General features: G+C 72.4%; 19 protein-coding genes. 10 read left to right on the top strand and 9 right to left on the bottom strand.

All coding sequences use genetic code 11. The features are described from left to right. The first annotated feature begins 94 nt into the window (after positions 1-94). The gene (locus ACZ7LS_RS26480) at positions 95-1354 is read left to right on the top strand and encodes a sensor histidine kinase (protein WP_385134151.1); all 1260 of its coding nucleotides are present in this window, start codon (positions 95-97) and stop codon (positions 1352-1354) included. Further along, the gene (locus ACZ7LS_RS26475; protein ID WP_385134148.1) at positions 1351-2007 is read left to right on the top strand and encodes a response regulator; all 657 of its coding nucleotides are present in this window, start codon (positions 1351-1353) and stop codon (positions 2005-2007) included. Before ACZ7LS_RS26480 ends, ACZ7LS_RS26475 begins: the two co-directional genes overlap by 4 nt. Before the next feature lie 103 nt (positions 2008-2110). On the opposite strand, the gene bla is transcribed toward ACZ7LS_RS26475, so the two are convergent. Continuing rightward, a complete protein-coding gene (gene bla, locus ACZ7LS_RS26470; RefSeq protein WP_382525904.1) occupies positions 2111-3055 on the bottom strand; it encodes a class A beta-lactamase in 945 nt (314 codons plus the stop codon). A gap of 190 nt (positions 3056-3245) precedes the next feature. Between bla and ACZ7LS_RS26465 the strand changes: the two genes are divergently transcribed. Together ACZ7LS_RS26465 and ACZ7LS_RS26460 are read left to right on the top strand one after the other, a co-directional pair. Continuing rightward, positions 3246-4148 (top strand): LysR family transcriptional regulator, encoded by a 903-nt coding sequence (locus ACZ7LS_RS26465; protein WP_382525907.1) that lies wholly within the window; start codon positions 3246-3248, stop codon positions 4146-4148. Beyond that, positions 4145-5047, top strand: a complete 903-nt coding sequence (locus ACZ7LS_RS26460) for a serine hydrolase (RefSeq protein WP_382525909.1) — start codon at positions 4145-4147, stop codon at positions 5045-5047. Before ACZ7LS_RS26465 ends, ACZ7LS_RS26460 begins: the two co-directional genes overlap by 4 nt. Positions 5048-5148: 101 nt before the next feature. Here ACZ7LS_RS26460 and ACZ7LS_RS26455 read toward each other — a convergent pair whose 3' ends face one another. Continuing rightward, positions 5149-5907, bottom strand: coding sequence for a DeoR/GlpR family DNA-binding transcription regulator (locus ACZ7LS_RS26455; RefSeq protein ID WP_382525911.1), 759 nt, complete (start codon positions 5905-5907; stop codon positions 5149-5151). A gap of 89 nt (positions 5908-5996) precedes the next feature. On the opposite strand from ACZ7LS_RS26455, the gene ACZ7LS_RS26450 reads away from it, so the two are divergent. Continuing rightward, complete coding sequence (locus tag ACZ7LS_RS26450; protein WP_385134215.1) at positions 5997-7286, top strand: MFS transporter; 1290 nt, start codon at positions 5997-5999, stop codon at positions 7284-7286. A 23-nt stretch (positions 7287-7309) separates the two neighbouring features. On the opposite strand, the gene ACZ7LS_RS26445 is transcribed toward ACZ7LS_RS26450, so the two are convergent. Together ACZ7LS_RS26445 and ACZ7LS_RS26440 are read right to left on the bottom strand one after the other, a co-directional pair. After that, positions 7310-8443, bottom strand: a complete 1134-nt coding sequence (locus ACZ7LS_RS26445; protein ID WP_382525913.1) for a PP2C family protein-serine/threonine phosphatase — start codon at positions 8441-8443, stop codon at positions 7310-7312. A gap of 147 nt (positions 8444-8590) precedes the next feature. After that, on the bottom strand, positions 8591-9703 hold the full coding sequence (locus tag ACZ7LS_RS26440; RefSeq protein WP_382875270.1) for a PQQ-dependent sugar dehydrogenase: 1113 nt from the start codon (positions 9701-9703) through the stop codon (positions 8591-8593). Positions 9704-10193: 490 nt separating this feature from the next. Here ACZ7LS_RS26440 and ACZ7LS_RS26435 point away from each other — a divergent pair, with 490 nt between their 5' ends. Then, a complete protein-coding gene (locus ACZ7LS_RS26435; protein ID WP_382673228.1) occupies positions 10194-10733 on the top strand; it encodes an RICIN domain-containing protein in 540 nt (179 codons plus the stop codon). 140 nt (positions 10734-10873) lie between these two features. On the opposite strand, the gene ACZ7LS_RS26430 is transcribed toward ACZ7LS_RS26435, so the two are convergent. The 5 genes from ACZ7LS_RS26430 to ACZ7LS_RS26410 all read right to left on the bottom strand — a co-directional run bounded on the left by ACZ7LS_RS26430 (position 10874) and on the right by ACZ7LS_RS26410 (position 14138). Further along, positions 10874-12088, bottom strand: coding sequence for a damage-control phosphatase ARMT1 family protein (locus ACZ7LS_RS26430; protein WP_385134143.1), 1215 nt, complete (start codon positions 12086-12088; stop codon positions 10874-10876). A 99-nt stretch (positions 12089-12187) separates the two neighbouring features. Further along, complete coding sequence (gene crcB, locus ACZ7LS_RS26425) at positions 12188-12562, bottom strand: fluoride efflux transporter CrcB (RefSeq protein ID WP_382525922.1); 375 nt, start codon at positions 12560-12562, stop codon at positions 12188-12190. Then, entirely contained in the window at positions 12559-12906 is a 348-nt protein-coding gene (locus tag ACZ7LS_RS26420) for a DUF190 domain-containing protein (RefSeq protein WP_382525924.1), read from the bottom strand. Before ACZ7LS_RS26420 ends, crcB begins: the two co-directional genes overlap by 4 nt. Further along, positions 12903-13451, bottom strand: a complete 549-nt coding sequence (locus ACZ7LS_RS26415; protein WP_385134139.1) for a fluoride efflux transporter FluC — start codon at positions 13449-13451, stop codon at positions 12903-12905. The genes ACZ7LS_RS26420 and ACZ7LS_RS26415 overlap by 4 nt, the downstream gene beginning before the upstream one ends. A 231-nt stretch (positions 13452-13682) precedes the next feature. After that, positions 13683-14138 carry a cyclic nucleotide-binding domain-containing protein gene (locus ACZ7LS_RS26410; RefSeq protein WP_382525929.1) on the bottom strand — a complete coding sequence of 152 codons (456 nt, stop codon included), beginning with the start codon at positions 14136-14138 and terminating at the stop codon, positions 13683-13685. 396 nt (positions 14139-14534) lie between these two features. Between ACZ7LS_RS26410 and ACZ7LS_RS26405 the strand changes: the two genes are divergently transcribed. The 4 genes from ACZ7LS_RS26405 (at position 14535) to ACZ7LS_RS26390 (ending at position 18309) form a co-directional block, all read left to right on the top strand. Next, positions 14535-15506, top strand: a complete 972-nt coding sequence (locus tag ACZ7LS_RS26405; RefSeq protein ID WP_382526019.1) for an aldo/keto reductase — start codon at positions 14535-14537, stop codon at positions 15504-15506. A gap of 118 nt (positions 15507-15624) precedes the next feature. Then, a complete protein-coding gene (locus tag ACZ7LS_RS26400) occupies positions 15625-15789 on the top strand; it encodes a hypothetical protein (protein ID WP_382525931.1) in 165 nt (54 codons plus the stop codon). A 10-nt stretch (positions 15790-15799) separates the two neighbouring features. Further along, positions 15800-17152 (top strand): M14 family zinc carboxypeptidase, encoded by a 1353-nt coding sequence (locus tag ACZ7LS_RS26395; protein WP_385134135.1) that lies wholly within the window; start codon positions 15800-15802, stop codon positions 17150-17152. 77 nt (positions 17153-17229) lie between these two features. Next, positions 17230-18309, top strand: a complete 1080-nt coding sequence (locus tag ACZ7LS_RS26390) for a HesA/MoeB/ThiF family protein (RefSeq protein ID WP_385134132.1) — start codon at positions 17230-17232, stop codon at positions 18307-18309. Positions 18310-18328: the final 19 nt, after the last annotated feature.

Genomic DNA, 18328 nt, shown 5'->3' with positions numbered 1-18328 from the left:
GCTGTTGTGCGACGGCGGTCCCCGACGAAAGTCGGGGGTGGCGATGGCTGTCAGGCGGGGGCGCCCCGCGTACGGACGTCTCTACGATGACGAGGTGAAATCCGAGCCCGGACGCAGAATGCCGCTGTGGGTGGAGGCACCGTCGGCGGTGGCGCTCGCCCTGATGTCCGTACTGGAGGGCTACCGGTCGGCCGGCGACACGCTGGCCGACCCCGCGCCGTGGGTGGCCGTGATCGCGTCGTTCGCGGCCCTCGGCCGCCACCGGTATCCCCGCGCGGCGGCGGGCGCGGCGCTCGTGTCGGCGGTTCTCGGCGCCCTGCTGCCGTTGCTGGTGACGCTCTATCACTTCTCCTCGCGCGGCAGGCTGCGCGAGGTGTGGGTGTGTCTGGGAATCGTCCTGACCGCCGGGCTGCCGTGGCTCGCCGTCGCGCTGACCAGGGGACAGCCGCTCTCCGGAGGGCGGCTGAGCAACTGGACCAACGCGAGCTTCGGCAATTCCGTGCTCATCGGTCTCGCCCTGGCGCTCGGCATGTGGCTGGGCAGCAGGCGCCGGCTGCTGGAGGCGCTCACGGACCAGGTGGAACAACTGCGCGTGGAGCGCGAACTCCGCGCGGAGCAGGCGAGACTGGCCGAACGGTCCAGGATCGCTCGCGAGATGCACGACGTACTCGCCCACCGGCTGAGCCTGCTCATGCTGCACGCCGGGGTGCTCCAGCTGCGCGGGGAGGGGATGCCCCCGGCCACCGTGGAGCGGATCGCCCTGCTGCGGAGCACCGCCGGGCAGGCGCTGGACGATCTGCGCGAGGTGCTCGGGGCGATGCGCGCCGACGAGCGTCCCGCCGGACCGGACGGGGCGGCCGGCGGCGACGGCACCCGTGGGGCGGCCGTCGCCGCCCCGGCGCTCCAGGATCTGGCCGAGCTGCTCGCCGAGGCGCGGGCCGCGGGACAGCGGATCGAGTCGACGGTGTCCGGCGACGCGGGCAGCACCTCCACCACCCACCGGCTGGCGGTGGACCGGCTCGTACGGGAAGCCCTCACCAACGCCCGCAAGCACGCGTACGCGGCGCCGGTCGCGGTGCGTGTGCACTACGGGCCGCCGGCCACCACGGTCGAGGTGGTCAACGGGCCCGCGGGGGAGGCCCGCCCGGAATCCGAGGCACCCGAGGCACCCGACGCACCCAAGGCACCCGAGGCCCCCGCGACGCCGTCGCCCGGCGGGTACGGTCTGATCGGTCTGGCGGAGCGGGTCGCCGCGCTGGGCGGCCATCTGCACACAGGTGCCACGGCGGGCGGCTGGCGGCTGTCCGCCCGGCTGCCCGTGGCCTCCGCCGACCTGTCCTCGGCGGCGTCATGATCAATGTCCTGGTGGCCGACGACGACGCCCTGGTGCGGCTCGGTCTCGTCGATCTGCTGACCACCGACCCGGAGCTGACCGTCGTCGGCGAGGCGGCGGACGGGCTGGCGGCCGTCGAGCAGGCGGGCCGGCACCATGTCGACGTCGCGCTCGTCGACATCCGGATGCCGCGTATGGACGGGATCGCCGCGACCCGCCGGCTGCGCGCGCTCCCGTCCCCGCCGCGGGTGATCACGCTGACCACCTTCGACCTGGACGAGTACGTCTACGACGCGCTCGCCGCGGGCGCGGACGGCTTCCTGCTCAAGGACACCGATCCGCTGGAGATCATCCGCGCGGTCCATGTGGTGGCCGCGGGCCAGGGCATGCTGCATCCCGCCGCCGCCCGCCGGCTGATCGACCGTTACCACCACTCCGAACGGCCCGCGGCGCTGGCGGCGCGCGCCAAGCTCGCCCGTCTTACCCTGCGCGAGACGGACGTACTGGCACGGCTCGCGCTGGGCTGCTCCAACGCGGAGATCGCGGCGGCGCTCGGTATGCGGGAGAGCACCGTCAAGGCGCACATCAGCCGGATCCTCACGGCACTCGACGCCGGAAACCGCGTCCAGGCCGCTCTGCTGGCCAGGGACGCCGGGCTCGGCGCCCCCGGCTGAGCGCGGCGGAGGGCCACCGACCCGCGATCCGCGGCATGACCGGCGCACGGGGGCCCGTACGGCAGTGCCCCGGGGACGACGCGCCCGCGGCGTGCGCCTCCCGCTACGACAGCGCGCCGACAACCACGGACGTCGCTTCAGCGATCAGCTTGTTGTCGTACCGCGCGTCCTTGCCGGGGCGGTTCGACATGATCGCCATGACGATGGGGGCGGAGTCGGGGGGCCACACCACGGCGATGTCGTTGCGGGCGCCGTGGTAGCTGCCGGATCCGGTCTTGTCGCCGACCACCCAGCCCTTGGGTACTCCGGCGCGGATGAGTTCGTCCCCGGTGGTGTTGGTCCGCAGCCATTCCGTGAGCCGGGCGCGTTCGCCCTTGCCGAGGACATCTCCGAGAACGAACGCGCGCAGATCCCCGGCCAGCGCCCGCGGCGTGCTCGTATCCCGCGTGTCGCCCGGGACCCACCGGCTCAGCTCGGGCTCGCGGCGCTCCATCAGGGTGACGTCGTCGCCGATCCCCCTGAGGACGGCCTGCAGGCCCTTGGGGCCGCCCAGCTCGTCGAAGAGCAGGTTGGCCGCGGTGTTGTCGCTGTAGCGGACGGTGGCGTCACACAGCTCCTTCAGGCTCATCCCGGTCTCGACGTGCTGCTCGGTCACGGGAGAGTTGGCGACCAGATCGTCCTTGGAGTACCTGATCACCCGGTCCATGCCGCCCAGGGAGTACTTCCGCAGCACCGCACCGGCTGCCAGCGCCTTGAACGTGGAGGCGTAGGGGAACCGCTCGCCGTCCCTGTACGCGACCTCGCGCCCGGTGCCGGTGTCGATGGCGTACACACCGAGCCGCGCGTCGAACGTGCGCTCAAGCTCCTTGAGTTCGCCGGCGAACGGCTTCGTGGCCGCGCCCGGCCCTGTCGCCGTGGCGGACGGGGACGACGTGGCGGACGAAGACGACGAGGCCGCGGAACTCTCCTGGCCACAGGCCACGAGCGGGACGAGTGCGAGCGCGGAGAGCGCGCCGAGAACGGCGCGCCGGGCACGGGTGTACTGCATGGTCCAAACCTCCGGGGCCGGCCCGCGCGCGGCTGGGCGCGTGGGGACGGCGTAGGGGATGGGGTGACACGGCCCCATCGCGGTGCGTGGTCGTGGTCATCGGTGCCGGGACCACCCTCACCTCCGGACTGTCATGCGGTCCAATACGCTCATGCGCGGTTCCATGCCGATCTGGCATAGAGTGCGGCCTGTGGATCTGGTGGGAGCGTGTCACGCGTTTGTCAGCGTCAGCGAGCACGGCAGTTTCACCGTCGGAGCGGCGGCTGCCCGGATGTCCCAGTCGGTGGCCAGCCGTCGTGTCGCCGCGCTGGAGGAACGCTTCGGCGAGCAGCTGTTCGAGCGCACGTCACGGCGCGCCGTCCTGACCCCCTTCGGCCGGGACATGCTGCCGGCGGCCCGGCAGCTCGTACAGTCGGCCGAGGTGCTGCTGAACGAGGCGGCCGCCGCCAAGCGCAAACCCTGGCGGCTCGCGGTGCCGGGCATCTGCTCCACGGCCGGTCTCGCCCGTCTCGTCGCCGAAGCGCGGGGGTACGGTGTCACGCTCGATCTCCGCGTCGCCGCGCCCGCGGAGCGCAGGGAGCTGATCCACGCCCAGCAGGTGCGTGCCGCCGTGCTCGCGGTGCCCGCGGACGAGGCGACATGGTCCGTTCCGCTCGGGCTCGCCGGTGCGCGGGATCCCGGCGTCAAGCGCGTGTACGTCGAGACGCTGCGGATGGGGCGGGCCTCCGCCGGCCCGGCCCGCCGTATCTGGATCCAGCCGGAGGACGACGTGCCGCACATCCGTGACCCGCTGACGCGACTGCGCGACGCCGTGGGCCTGCGGCCCGCGCAGCTCGTCGCCGCGGCCGACCTGACGACCGCCGCGGCGGAAGTCCTCTGCGCACACGACCTGTTGCTGTGTTCCCCCGCGCAGGCCGGGGAACTCGCCCTGCACTGGCGGCCCATCGGTGAGATCGCGCTCAGCCGGGGGTTCGCCCTCGCCGCCGCGGCGGACGGCAATCCACAGCACATCGAAGCGCGCCTGGGCGACGCTCTCGCCCGTCTCCTGGGCGCGGGCACCAGGGCGGGCGCCGCGGCGGGGGCGGCGGCGTGAACACCGAGGCGCTGCTCGGCGAGCTGCGCCGGGAACTGCGTGACGGCGGCCTGCACGGCTGCCTGCTCGTGCGGGATCTGCACACGGGGGAGGAGCTGGGCATCGACCCGGACACCCAGCTGCCCGCCGCCTCCCTCGTCAAGGTGCCGCTCGCGCTGGCGACGGCGGAGCGCGTACGGCGGGGCGAGCTCGACGGGGCGACGACGCTCGACGTACAGCCCGGACGGATCACCACGCCGGGCCCCACCGGGCTGAGCCGGTTCCGTCACCCCGCCCGGATCGCGATCGACGACCTGCTCTATCTGAGCACCTGCGTGAGCGACGGAACGGCCGCCGACGCGCTGTTCGCCCTCACCCCGCCCTCGCGGGTCGCCGGCATCCTCCACGAACTCGGCCTCCGCGGCCTCACCGTCCGGCACGGCATGCTCGAACTGTCCGACACCCCCGTGGAACGCTTCGACGCCGCCGAGGCCCATCTCGCCCACTCCCTCGCCATCGACGCCGGTACCAGCGGGCGCGGCCACCGGGTGCCGCAGCTCGACACCACCCGCGCCAACACCGGCAGCGCACGCGCCTACGTCGAACTGCTCCAGGCCCTGTGGACACCCTCCGCGATCCACCCCGAAGTGGCCGGGCGTGTGCGCGGCCTCATGACCCACAACGTGCTACGGCACCGCCTCACCCCGGACTTCAGCTCCGACGCCACCACCTGGTCCTCCAAGACCGGCACCCTTCTCAACCTCCGTCATGAGATCGGTGTGGTCGAGCACTCCGACGGCCAGGCGTTCGCCATCGCCGTTCTCACCGAGTCGCTCGTCCCGGCCGGCACGCAGCCCGGCGCCGACGCCCTCATGGCGCAGGTCGCCCGAAGCCTGCGCGATCACCTCAGGCAGCTCTAGGCAGAGAACCCGGGGGCCCTCGCCCAGGGGCCCTCCCCAGGGGAAGCCGCGGGTGGCCCCGCACGCCGGGGCCCACGCCGGGTCTCATGCCCGGCGGCCCCTCATACGGTCCGTACGACCACACCGGCGGCGGTCATCGCGCCCGTCTCCTCCTCCGGGGCCGTCCCGTCCGTCACGATGGCGTCGAGCGCGGAGACCGGCGCGACGAAGGCGAGCGCCGTACGGGAGAACTTGGCGGCCTCCGCCACGGCGATCACCCGGCGGGACGAGGCGATCGCGGCGCGCTTGACGGCGGCGTCGGCCAGGTCGTACGCGGTCAGACCGTCCTTGGAGGTGAGTCCGCAGCAGCCGATGACGGCGGTGTCGAAACGCAGCGCGGCGAGCGATGCCTCGGTCAGCGGGCCGGTCAACGCCAGCTCGCCCGGACGCGGTTCACCGCCGGGCAGCAGCAGTTTCAGCCGGGGGGCACCGGTCAGCGCGTTCGCGGCGTGCAGGGAGAGCGGCATGACGGTCAGCCTCCGGTGTTCCAGGGCGCGGGCCACCTCCAGGCAGGTCGTGCCGCTGTCGATGAGCACCGACTCGCCGTCGGCGATCAGTCCGGCGACCGCGGCGGCGATGCGCCGCTTCGTCTCCGTGTCCTCCCCCGCCCGGAACGCGAAGGGCGGCTCCTCGCCCCGCAGCAGCAGGCTTCTGGCGCCGCCGCGGTAGCGCTCCAGTACACCCTGGGCGCCCAGGGCCTCCAGATCGCGGCGGATGGTCATCTCGGAGGCCCCGGTGAGTTCCGCCAGTTCGGCCACGCTCAGCTGCCCGGCCTCGCGTACGGCATCGGTGATCCGCCTCAGTCGTTCTGTGCTCGCCATACCGCATATTGAACATGATCAGCGACTGTTGGGCAATGTTTCGAACGTATTCCGTGTTTGCTATGTTCGCTCGCATGGAGAGAACACGCATGGAGAAATCACTGCGCGCCGCCCGGATCGCCACCTTCGGCTTCTTCACCCTCAACGGGTTCGTGATGGGTATGTGGGTCGTCCACATCCCGACCGTGGAGCACCGCGCGGGGATCAGCCATGCCGTGCTCGGCTGGCTCCTGCTGCTGCTCGGCGGCGGCGCGTTCGCCGGAATGCAACTGGTCGGGCCGCTCACCGACCGTCTCGGCGCGCGGAAGGTGGTGCCCGCGAGCGCGGCGCTGTGCAGCGCCGCGCTGATCCTGCCCGGCCTCGCCACCGAGGCATGGACGCTGGCCCTCGCCATGCTGGTGTTCGGCTTCGGCAACGGCTGTCTGGACGTCAGCATGAACACCCATGCCGTCCAGGTCGAACGCCGCTACGAACGGCCCATCATGTCCGCCTTCCACGCCTTCTTCTCGGTCGGCGGGGTGCTGGCCGCGCTGGTCGGCGCCCGGACCCTCAGCTGGGACTGGAGCGCGGCGCTGACCCTCACCTCCATCAGCGTCTTCGGGCTGGCCGTCACCGTACTCTTCACCCCGGCCCTGCTGCGGCCCGAGCCCGCCCACGCCCCGGAGACCACGGCCGACGAGGCCGGTGCCGGGCGTGAGCCGTCCCCGGCGGACCGGCAGCCGTTCCCGGCGGACCGGCAGCCGTCCCCGGCGGACCAGAAGCCTCCGCGCGCCAAGACCCCCTCGCGGATCTGGGCGCTGGCCGTGCTCGCCTTCATGCTGATGCTCTGCGAGGGCGTCGCCAACGACTGGAGCGTGCTCGGGCTGCGGGAGGTCCTCGACGCGCCCGCCGCCACCGCCGCCCTCGCCTACGGCGCGTTCTCCACCGCCATGACGATCGGACGGCTGCTCACCGACCGGGTGGCCGCGCGCTTCGGCCCGGTCGCGATCGTCCGTTACGGCACGGCCCTGGGGGCGCTCGGGCTGACGGTCGTCGCGCTCTCCCCCTGGATTCCCCTCGCCCTGGCCGGCTGGACGGTCTTCGGCATCGGGCTGTCCGGTTCCGTACCGCAGCTCTTCAGCGCAGCGGGCCACGCGGACCAGGGGAACGCCGGAGCGAATGTCTCCCGCGTCGCAGGGCTCGGCTATCTGGGCATGCTCGCCGGGCCCGCGATCATCGGGCCGATGACCCATTTCATTCCGCTGAACCTCGCCTTCTTCCTGCCCGTGGTCTTCTGCGCGATCGCGGCGTCGGCCGCGCGGATCCTGCGTACGGGACCGGTGGCGGCGGCCCCGGCGGCCGAGCCCGCGCAAGCGGCCTCGGGAGGCCGGCCGGCCTGACCCGCCCCGGACGCCCCGCGGCGTCACCCCGCCGGGAACCGGCCCGCCGCGGGGGCGCGGCGCAGCGCGAGCACGGCGATGTCGTCCTGCTGATGCCCGGCGGCGAAGGCCCGGGACACCGTGTGGAGGGAGCGCGCGAGCCGTTTCGGGGGCAGCTCCGCGTCCTCGGCGAGACGCTTCCTCAGCGGGAAGAACGTGCCGTCGGGGGCGCGGGCCTCGGTCAGGCCGTCGGTGCAGAGCAGCAGTGTGGTGTCGAAGGGGAAGTCGAACCGGCCGACGGTGCGGGCCGCGGACGCCAGCGAGCCGAGGCCGAGCGGGAGATCGGCCTCGTCGAGGAGTACGGAGACGGCCGGGCCCGGTCCGAGGAGATACGGGCGGGGGTGTCCGCAGCAGATGGCCTGCACGGTCGGGGTGTCGTCGATACAGAGGACGAGCGCGGTCACGAACCGTTCCGGCTCGCGGGCTTCGGCGGCGATGGCGTTGTGCCGTACGACGGCCTGCTCCAGGGCGTCCACGAGACCGGGAAGCGTCGTCTCCCGGTACGCCGCCTCGCGGAACGCGCCGATCACGGCGAAGGCCGTGCCTATGGCGGGCAGCCCCTTGCCCTGGACGTCACCGATCAGCACGCGCGTGCCGTAGGGCGAGGCCGCCAGGTCGTAGATGTCGCCGCCGACGAGTTTGTCCTCCTGGATCGGCTCGTACACACCGTCCATCAGCACCTGGTCGGTGAGCAGCGGGAGCGGCCGGAGGATGCTCCGCTGCATGGCGGTGGCGGTCGACCGCAGCCGCAGCATCTCGCTCTCGTGCCCGATCCGGTACCGGCATCCCAGCACACTCAGCACGCCGAAGACCACGGTGAGTGTCAGTGCCGCGATGTCGTCGCCCTGGTCGGGCGCCGGATGGTAGGCCAGGGACAGTGCCATCGCGGCGGTGGACCAGCACGCGGAGAACACGGTCTGCTGGACGTTGCAGAAGGCGGCGGCGAACGCGGGGAGGAAGACGAGCAGGCTGACCAGGCGTACGCCGGTGCCGGTCAGCAGGCCGATCACCAGGATCAGCGCGGTCAGCCCCACGACCCACAGCAGTACGGCGCCGTTCGACGGCCAGCGTGCCCGGGTGCCGTCCGGATCCGCAGGCTCGTCGGCCCTGGTGGCCACACCGCGCTCCCTTCACCGTCGGGCTGTCCTCCCACCTTCGGGCCGGGCCCTCCGGCCCGCGAGCGGCACGGAGCACACGTGTGATCACGGCGTGGGCGCCTCCCCCGGCCCGATGCCCGGCCGAGGGAGGCGCTTATGCCCGTGCCGCTACCGCAGGTCGATCTGGAACACCTTGTCCGCGCCGGCCGGCTCGCCGCCGTTGGCGTCGGCGTTGGTCGTCGCCAGCCACAGGGCGTTCTTGCCGGGGATCTGCTCCACCGTCCGCAGCCGGCCGTACTGACTGGCGTAGTACGCGACGGGCGTGCCCGTACTCGTACCGGTCACCGGGATCCGCCACAGTCGCTCACCGCGCAGCGCGGCCAGGTAGAGCGCGCCGTCTGCGTACGCGACCGCGCTCGGGGACGCCTCGTTCGTGGGCCACTGCCGGGCGGGGTTGGTCATGCCGGCGGTGCCGCAATTGCCCTCGCAGACCGGCCAGCCGTAGTTCTTGCCGGGCTCGATCAGATTCAGCTCGTCGAACCGGGTGTTGCCGAACTCGGCCTCCCACAGCCTGCCTTGCGCGTCCCAGGTGAGCCCTTGGGGGTTGCGGTGGCCGAGGGAGTAGACGAGCGTGCCGAACGGGTTGCCCGGCGCGGGCCTGCCCTCGGGCGTCATCCGCAGGATCTTCCCGCTGAGGGAGTTCGCGTCCTGCGAGAGGTTCGCGTTCTGCGCGTCGCCGGTGGTGGCGTAGAGATAGCCGTCCGGGCCGAACTTGATCCGCCCGCCGTTGTGATAGCGGTTCTTCGCTATGCCGCTGACCAGCACGGTGTAGCCGCCGAGCGAGGAGCCGTCGTACGTCATCCGGACGATGCGGTTGTCGCTGGACGAGGTGTGCATCAGATAGATGTAGTGATCGGTGTTCCAGTTCGGCGAGACCGCGATGCCGAGGAGCCCGCCCTCGCCGCCGGTGGTCACGACGTTGGGCACGGTGCCGGCCTGGGTCCGGGTGCCGGACTGCGTGAGCTTGAAGACCTTGAACGAGTCCCGCTCGGTGACGAGCGCCGCCCCGTCGGGCAGCCAGCTGAGGCCCCAGGGCACGGTCCAGCCGGACGAGACCGTCCGGATGGCCGACGGGACGGACGCGATACCGCTGTCGGTCTGTGCCGTGGCGTTACCTGTGCCGGCGGAGGCGAGCAGACCGGCGGTCACCGCGGTCGCGGCGGCGACGGCGGTCAGAGTGGGGGGCAGGAGCCTTCGGGCGGTGTGGGGGTGGCGTGCCATGGGACGGCCCTCCTGATGGAGTGGGTACGGCGGGAACGTCACGCGGGCCGGGCGAGGCCCGGCCGCGACTGACGAGCACCTGACAATGGCTTCGGGCTCCCGAGGGACCGTAGGAGCTGTGTCATGGCCGGTCAAGGGCGCATGGAGCCAAAGGTCCGTACCTGACGCCAGGCCAGGCCTGGACGCGTGCGCGCGCCGGTCCCGCGGGCGAGTGCGGCGCCGGGACACTCCGACGGCCGGCCGGTCCACCGCGTACCCCGTCATGAGGGCCCGGCTGACCGGCGGTCGGCGAACTTCCTGACGGGAACCCCGCAACGCGCGTTCGGATTGGGGCGGTTGGGGCGGGTGTATGCGGTCGTCTCACTCGTCCGGCCCACGCCGAGCACCCGAAGAGGTGGTTTGGCGTTGCCGCCCCACTTCCGCGGCGATGGCATCCGGCAGTCTCCTCCCCGGGCCGGACAGTCCGGCCCGAATCGTGTCAGGAGAAGCCATGTCGGTATACAAGCTGAACTGGGCCGCCGCGGCCGCCGCTCTCGCGGGAACGATGCTTGTCGCCTCGATGACACCGACCGCCTCGGCACAGCCCGAAAGCGACAGAGCGGTCACCGTCCAGCAGCTCAGCCTGCGTCTGGCCGCCAACCCCAGCCAGGTCGCCAACGTCAAGGGCGGCGGCAGCGCGAACGGCACGCCAGTCATCCAGTGGCCCTGGTCGGGGACCCCGAACGAACGCTGGGAGGCCACCGCCAAGGGCGGCGGCTACTACACGTTCGCGTCGAAGGAAAGCGGAAAGTGCCTGAACGTCAAGGGCGGTGGCAACGCCAACGGCACCGAGGTCATCCAGTGGACCTGCGGCGACGACGCCAACGCCCTGTGGAAGTTCGTACGGAAGGGCATCGGCTACGAGCTGGTCGTCAAGTCCAGCCAGAAGTGTCTGAACGTCAAGGGCGGTGTCGGCAAGGGGAACGCCCTGATCCAGTACACCTGCGCCGGCGCCGACAACGACATCTGGCTGCCGGTCTGGGAACAGTGACGGCCACCCCGCGCCGTACCGGTCCGCCACGCTGACGAGCGACGGGACGCTCGTCGCGGCTGACGCAGGACCGGCCGTCAGAAGGGCCGCCGACACCGTCGGCGGCCCTTTCCCGCCACCAGGACAGGGCGGCGCGACGGTCAGCGACGGGCCTGGACGAGCGCGTGCGTGCCGCTGGTACGCCACGGCTTCCCGCTCGCCTCCAGGCCGTCCAGCGTGCGGGCGTCGAGGCCGACGATCACATCGGACTTGAGGGTGCGCAGCGCGGCCACGGGGCCGGGGAAGTACGCGGTGCGGCGGGCGAACGAGGACGTCGGCGCCCAGTACCGGTCGCCCACCAGACGCCGGTAGTTGAGGTCGCCCTTGAGGATCGTCACGGTGGCGCCCGCGAGTTCCCGGCGCAGATCGCCGGGCATCGCGCTGTACGGCAGCGGCGCGCTGAAGAAGCTGTGCGCGCGCACCGCGAGCCGCCCGTCCGCCATCGCGGCCCGGAGCCGTTCGCCGGTCCCGGCCGCGTAGCCGGACGCCGCGCGCAGCCGCCGCAGACCCTCGATGACGTCCGTCATCGTCGCGTCGGAGACGTAGTACGGATACGGCTTGACGTGCAGGACGGCGCGGGAGGCGCGTTCGGTGTGGAGCAGATGGTCGAGGAGCACGAGATCGGGGATGAGTTCCCGCCCCGCGTTGTCGGCGATCAGATGCACCGTGCCCGCCGCGCCGACGGGCAGCAGCGACCACAGCAGCGGGCCGTCGTCCGCGACGAGGCGCGGGTCCGTACCGCTGTCGGCGGCGACGGCTCCCGAGGCGATCCGGAAGCCGAGGTCCGCGCGGTTTCCCCAGAGCGAGGCGTGCGCCAGCGCGAGCGCCCGCTCGTCGGCGGGCCGTCCGGCGAGAGCGTCGAGAGCGGCGAGTTCGTCGTCCACCGCCGGGCCGCGCAGCTCGGCGTCCTTGAAGGGGGCGAACGGGTCGACGCCCCGCCAGGGGCCGTCGCCGAAGTAGCCCATGGCGTCGAGGAGTACGCGGTAGAAGTAGCTCTCGGCCCACAGGAACGGCACGTCGAACCAGGACCGGCCGAACCAGGAGCCCCCGGCGTCGTCACGCCCCCAGATCTCCCACTGGGCGCGGTCGTGCGCGTCCGGGGCGAGCGGCTCCATCACCCCGTCGGTGACCGAGCGCAGCAGCGCGTCGAGCGCCCTGTGCTGCGCGGGGGTGCACGGGAAGGCGTCGCGTACCTGCTGGATCAGCGCCGGATGGCGGTCGGTCAGTACTCCCCGGGCGAACGAGCCGGGCTCGTCGCCCAGGATCACCGGTGCGTCGTCCACCGTGGGGGGCGCCGTGTCGTCTGCTGTGCGCATCGCCTGTACGTACTCCTCGATCGGCCGTCCGGAGCGGACCCGTCGGGCCGTCGTCGTCGGCCGTCCCGGGGATCACCACCGCACCGTACCGGTGGCCGCTCACGCCCACAGCGCCCCGGCGAGGGCGACCCCGGCGAAGGCCGCGCCCAGCCCGGCCACCACGCTGCCGACGACGTTCACCGCGGCGTAGAGCTTCGCACCGTCCTCGGCGAGCCGCAGCGTCTCGTAACTGAAGGTCGAGTACGTCGTCAGCGCGCCGCACAGACCGGTGCCGACGAACAGCTGGGTCCGCGAGGAGGCGGCTCCGGCGGCGACCGCGCCCGTCAGCAGCCCGAGGATCAGACAGCCCGCGACGTTGACCGCGAACGTCCCCCACGGGAAGACGCTGTCGTATCTGCGCTGCACGCTCCAGTCGGTCAGAAAACGCAGCGGGGCGCCGATGGCGGCCCCGGCCACGACCAGCAGCCAGTTCACCGCGCCTCCCGCCGGCCGGCGTGCCGGACGACCTCGCAGTTCTCCAGCGTGATCAGCCCCTCGCGGACCAGCTCGTCCAGCCGTGGGAGGAAGTCCCGGATCTTCTCCTCCGAGTCCACGATCACGATCGCGACCGGCAGGTCCTCGCTCAGCGACAGCAGCCGCTGCGTATGGATCAGCGAGGACGCGCCGAACCCCTCGATCCCGCGGAACACACTCGCGCCCGCCAGCCCCGCCCGGTGCGCGCGGTGCACGATCTCGGTGTAGAGGGGCTTGTGGTGCCACACATCGGATTCGCCGATGAGGACCGTCAGCCGCAGGGCGCTGCCCATCAGCCCGTTCATGTCTGCCTCCACGCGACTACGCGGCGCGTCAGCCACACCGCACTCCACACCGAGGCGAGGGCCGCCACCAGCGTCAGTCCCAGATACGCCATGCCCGCGGCGGGCCGGCCGGCGCCCACCAGGAGCCGGATGTCCACCGCGTAGGTGGAGAACGTGGTGAACCCGCCCAGCACACCGGTCCCGAAGAACGGCCTCACCAGCCGGTGCGCGGCCCACACATCGCTGATCACCACCATGAAGACGCCGATCACCGCGCACCCCGCCACGTTCACAATCAGCGTCGTCCACGGAAAGGTGCCGGCCGCGGCGGGCCACAGGAGAGACGCCCCGTAGCGGGCCGCCGCGCCGATCGCACCGCCGAGCGACACGACGGCCACCACCGGCCACAGCGCGCCGGCCCGCGGGCGCCGCCGCCCGGCCCCGGCCGTGGACGCGCCCCTGGACAGGGGCCCGGCGCCGGCCCCGGACACGGCGGGATCCGAACCGGGTCCGGTGGGTTCGTCGGGCTCGTCCATCACTCGGGGCGGCGGGCTTTCCCTGGACATACGTCTCCTACTCGCCGGGCGCCCGTACGCGGGCGCGCTCCTTCGCAAGTAGGGACCGTTGGCGGCAGGTCTCCGCGGTTCGGGTACGGCGGGCCCCACCGCCGCGTGGTCGCCCGCCGGGCCACCACCGGCTCCCAGGCTAGCGCCACGGCGCGCGAGGCGCCGCCCCGGGCCCGGACGGGCCCTGCCGCGCGCGGGTACGGCGGCGGCTCACAGCCCGGGGCCGGCGGCTCACAGCCCGGGGCCGCCGTGTCGCATGTACTGGTCGAGCAGTTTCGTACGCGCCACCTCAAGACGGCGGGCGAGGATCTCCGCGATGGAGCGGGTCAGCGCGTAGCCGAGGGCCGGATCGTCCTCGCACATGGCCCGTACCGCGTGCCCGTCGAACTCCAGGGTGCGCACCGGGCTGAACGCCTCCGCCCCGAAGTGCCAGCGGTGCGGCGGGAAGAGCCAGGACCAGCCGAGCAGGTCCCCGACCCCGAGCGTCTCGACCATCACCCGCCGGCGGCCGGGTACGTACATGTCCAGGGAGACGGCGCCCGAGCGGATCACCCAGAACCGGTCCGCCGGATCGCCCTCCTCGAAGATCCTGGTGTCCTGGCGGAAGGAGACATAGCGGGCCTGTCGCATCAGGAGTTCGCTGTGTCCGGTGGGAAGCACTGTCAGCCAACGCGTCGCGGGAGCCATGGTGGGGTACCTCCTTGCCGAACCGCGTGACCGGGCCGTCGGCCGGGTCATGAACGGGCCGGACGGGACATACGGCGCGTACGGCCATACTTCAGATGGTATCCACCGGGTGGCCTGCCCGGAAGGGTTGGTTCCGTCGGCTCTCCCTCCCGGCCCGGGGGGTCACCGATGCCGCCACCGTGTGTGACGGCATCGCGGCGGACAGCGCCGGAACGCCGGAAACGAGACCCGGCCGAACCCCGCCGCTCCGGGCTGCGCGACCATGGGGACACGTCGTGACCGCGACATGTCCTGACCTCGGCCACGCCGTGACCTCGACCTTCGCCGTGTACACGAAAGCAGGAGAGTTCGTTGAAGCAGCCTCCCCATCTCGCCGCCGCCGACCGCTACGAGGGCATGCGCTTCACGCGGTGCGGTCACAGCGGGGTACGGCTGCCGCAGGTCTCCCTCGGCCTGTGGCACAACTTCGGCGGCACCGCACCACTGGAGAACCAGCGTGCCGTGCTGCGCCGCGCCTTCGACCGGGGCGTCACCCATTTCGACCTCGCCAACAACTACGGCCCGCCCTACGGCAGCGCCGAGGAGAACTTCGGCACGCTCTACGCGCAGGACTTCCGCCCCTACCGCGACGAGCTGTTCCTCTCCACCAAGGCCGGCTACGACATGTGGCCGGGGCCGTACGGCGAGTTCGGCTCGCGCAAGCATCTGCTGGCGAGCCTGGACCAGTCACTGACGCGGATGCGCGTCGACCATGTCGACCTCTTCTACTCCCACCGGTTCGACCCCGACACCCCGCTCGACGAGACGATGGGAGCGCTGGACTCGGCCGTACGGCAGGGCAAGGCGCTGTACGCCGGGCTGTCCAACTACCCGCCCGAGCAGATGGAGCGGGCCGCCGGGATACTCCGGGACCTCGGCACCCCGCTGCTGATCAACCAGCACCCGTACAACCTCCTGGACCGCGGCATCGAACACAACGGCCTGATCGCCGCCTCCGCCGGGGTGGGCGCCGGAGTGATCGCCTTCTCCCCGCTGGCCCAGGGACAGTTGACGGACCGTTACCTCAACGGCGTGCCCGCCGACTCGCGGATGGCCGTGGGCCACTTCCTGAAGCGGGACGCGCTCAGCGAGCGGAAGCTGACCTTGCTGCACGCGCTCGACAAGCTCGCGGGCGAGCGGGGACAGACCCTGGCACAGCTGGCGCTCACCTGGGTGCTGCGCGATGCGCGCGTCACCTCCGTCCTCATCGGCGCCAGCAGTGTGCGGCAGCTGGACCAGAACCTCGAAGTGCTGACCGCCGCCGCGCTCGATGAACCGGAACTGGCCGCGATCGAGGCCCTGTTGACGAACTCCGGCGAATCTGCCTGACCGCCCGCTGACGGACAGTGAGATATCCGCCGGACGGGTTGTTCCGGCGGGTATCCGCATATCACATTCCACGTCATCCCAGGTGTTGACGTGCTCCCAATCGGTGACGGACCATCACATGAGGGCGCTCGACGGGGAGTTGGGCGCCGTGGTGTCGAAGGAGCGGTCCATGGGGAAAATGGCCAAGAGCGACAGCACATCACGTCCCAAGCCGACCACCATCAAGATCCGACGTCTCGACCGGAGAGAGACCACGGGCGACAGCAACTCGACCGGTTCCTGAACGGGCCGCTGTGCCGGGTCGCTATCTCACCGTCGACGAACTGACCTCTCGCGCCCGGGGCCTGGCCGCGGCGCACCCGGACCGCGCCGTCCTGCGGCGCATCGGCTATTCACGGGCCGGGGAGCCGATACGGCTGCTGTCCATAGGGCGGGGGAGCAGGCACGCGCTGGTGGTCGCGGGGCCGCATGCCAATGAACCGGTGGGCGGCATGACGGCCCTGCGACTGGCCCGGTATCTCGCCCGGCCCGAGCGGCCGGGCCGGGCCATGGACACGACCTGGCACTTCGTTCTCTGTCTCGATCCCGACGGGGCCCGCCGCAACGAGCGATGGCTCAAGGGCCCGATGACCTTCGCCCAGCACTACCGCCACTTCTTCCGGCCCGGCTTCGCGGAACAGCCCGAGTGGCTGCCCACGGAGCCCGGCGCGGAACCGATGCCGGAGACCCGGGCCCTGCTCGACCTCCAGGACGAGCTGCGGCCCTACCTCCAGTGCTCGCTGCACGGTGTGGACGTGGGCGGCAGCTTCGTCCAGCTGACCCGCCGGCTGCCGGGCCTCCCGGAACGGCTCGGCCGCTCCGCCGCCGACCTGCGGATACCGGTGGAGCTGGGACCGTACGACGCCTTCTTCTGGCCGAGCCCGGGGCCGGGCGTCTACGACATGCCGCGGCCCCAGGAAACGGATCAGTTCCACTCGCTGCCCGCCGCCACCGCCACCTCCACCTGGTTCCATCCCTACGCGTACGGCACCGTCACGGCGGTCGTCGAAGCGCCGATGTGGGGGGTCGAGGAGGTCGGTGACACCTCGGCCCACCCCGACCCGCCCGGCGCTCTGGAGACCATCAGCCGGACGCTCAGGCAGGACGCGTTGTTCCTCGCCGGCCTGCTGGAGCGGGTGCGGCCGGGGCTGCCCGCCTCGGTGGGACCGCTGCTCGCACCGGTCGAGGAGTACCTCGCCATCTGCGGCGGGCTGGCCGACGAATGGGCGCCGGAGGCGGCCCTGCGCGAGACGGGCGGACTGCCGCCGCTGAACCGGGCACGGATCATGGCACTCCGGATAGCCGCCCGGCGGCTCGTGGTCCGCACGGCGGGGATGCTGCACCAGATGCTCGCCGCCGGTCACGGCACGGAGCCCGGTCGGGGCACCGGCACCACGGGCGGCGCGGCCGGCGCCGGCGATCCGGACGCGGCCGGGGTACGCGCTGCCCTGGACGTGTTCCTCACACGGCGCTGCGACGCGTTCGAAGCGGACTGCCGCGCCCGCTGGATCCCGGTCCATGACCAGGTGGAGCATCAGTTCAGAATCGTGCTGGCCGCCTCCGAGCTGGCCGCCCGGTCCAGGGAGCCGAGGGCGGTACGCGCGTGAAACCGGACCGGCCGCCACCGCCGGTGTCCGGCTTACGGCGCCCCCGGGTCAAACCCGAACACCGTGCCTACCGCACCGTGGACGGGAACGTACGCATCGGGAGCGTGGTGTACGGGATCGGGGCCGAGGTCGCCGACCCCGACGGCTGGATCTGGACACTGACCGAGGCGCTCGACGGGACCCGCGGCCAGGCCGAGTCGGTCGACGAGGTGCTCGTCCGGCACCCGGCCGTCGGACGGGGCGAGGTCGTCCAGGCGATCGCCGAGCTGTACGAGGCCGGGTTCCTGGAGGACGCCGAGGCGGAGCCGCCCGACACCCTCACCGACGAGGACCGCGTCCGGTACAGCCGGGGCGTGACGCTCCTGCGGTGGATGGATCTGAAACCGCACGCGACCGCCTGGGAGTTACAGGCCCGGCTGCGCTCGGCCCGTGTCCTGCTGCTCGGCCTCGGCGGCACCGGAGGCTTCGCCGCCCAGGGCCTGGTCGCGTCGGGCGTGGGCCGGATGCACTGCGTGGACGGCGATGTCGTGGAGCTGTCCAATCTCAACCGGCAGCCCCTGTACCACGAGAGCGACATCGGCCGGTCCAAGGCCACCGCGGCCGACGCGGCGCTGCGGGCGGTCAACTCGCGGGTGGCGCTGACCACGGAACACCGCGCGGTCCGCGGTCCCGACGACATCGCCACGCTGCTCGCGCCGGGCTACGATCTGCTGCTGCTCTGCGCCGACCGGCCGCCGGAGATCCGCCGCTGGGCCAACCGCGTCTGTCTGGCCGCCGGAATCCCCTGGCTCGACGCCGGCTACCGCGGACCGCTCGTCACCGTCGGCGTCCACACGCCCGGCCGGGGAGCGTGCTGGGAGTGCCACCGCGCGGGCGAGGTCGCCCGCCGCGATCTGCGTCTCGCCGCGGGACAGGACGAGGAGGCCGCCTCGCCCCGGATGGAGTGGAACCCCGTCAACGCCGTGACCGCGGGCCTCTCCGGCCATCTCCTCGTCCACGCGGCGATCGCGCTGCTCACGGGCGTACCGGAGATGGAACCGGGCTTCCGCTTCGGCCTCAATCTGATGGCGCTGTCCGAACCGTTGGAGGAACGCTACGACCGCAGACCGGACTGCCCGGCCTGCGGTACGCCGCACACGGCGCGACGCCCGGCCTGAGGCCCGTACCCGCCCCGCG

Source organism: Streptomyces sp. NPDC039430, from assembly GCF_055639435.1.
The sequence above is the reverse complement of the archived record's forward strand: the minus strand, read 5'-3'. Positions and strand labels throughout refer to the sequence as shown.